Raw genomic sequence first — 672 nt, forward strand, 5'->3', positions numbered from 1 at the left:
TTTTTTTCTATGCTTTGGAGCGTATTTGTTTTTTTTCTTTTTTTCTTTTTGTCCTATGCTCCGTTAACAGCGGCAATAGGATGCTTTTTTGTTGGGACTTCTTTTGCTGCTATGCCTTCTATACAAACAAAAATTATGGATGTTGCACTACAGGGACAGATTTTGGCAGGAGCATTAATGCAGTCTGCTTTTAATATTGCTAATGCTCTTGGTGCAGAATCTGGAGCATTAGTTTTAAAATTGGGCTATAGTTATGAATATACAGCTATTTTAGGAAGTGTTCTAACTTTGTGTGGATTAGTGATTTTTTGCGTCTCATGGTATATGGAAAAGCATGCTTAATACTTTTCATTTTTTTAATGAAGAAGGTATTTTTATGTTTATTTAATTATTGGAATGTCCTGTTGGGTTTTTTAATATGCAGTAAGAAATGCGCAGCGCTAATGGAATAGCAAAACAAAATAAAAAACCAATGAGTACTATGAGAAGAGTTTTTGCTGCTAAGATCATTCCTATTGTTCCTCCAGGATTAAAGAGACCGGCAAGATTGGTGATCACTCCGGCTAGAGTTGCACTCAATGCAGCTGAAAATAGTTGTACGGAGGTAAGGGATTCACTGGCACGTAGAGCATCTTCATCATTTGTACATTGTAAGATCCGTGTGAGCAAATG

The 672-nt window shown here is 35.9% G+C and carries 2 pseudogenes; one reads left to right on the forward strand and one right to left on the reverse strand.

The annotated features are described in order from the left end of the window. Positions 1–342: pseudogene (locus ACFIJQ_RS08885) on the forward strand (MFS transporter); the annotation flags it as partial. A gap of 42 nt (positions 343–384) precedes the next feature. Here ACFIJQ_RS08885 and ACFIJQ_RS08890 read toward each other — a convergent pair. Further along, positions 385–672, reverse strand: a pseudogene (locus ACFIJQ_RS08890) (MFS transporter); the annotation flags it as partial.

Origin of the sequence: Bartonella sp. TT67HLJMS, assembly GCF_042193375.1 — a bacterium.
Classification (GTDB): domain Bacteria; phylum Pseudomonadota; class Alphaproteobacteria; order Rhizobiales; family Rhizobiaceae; genus Bartonella; species Bartonella grahamii.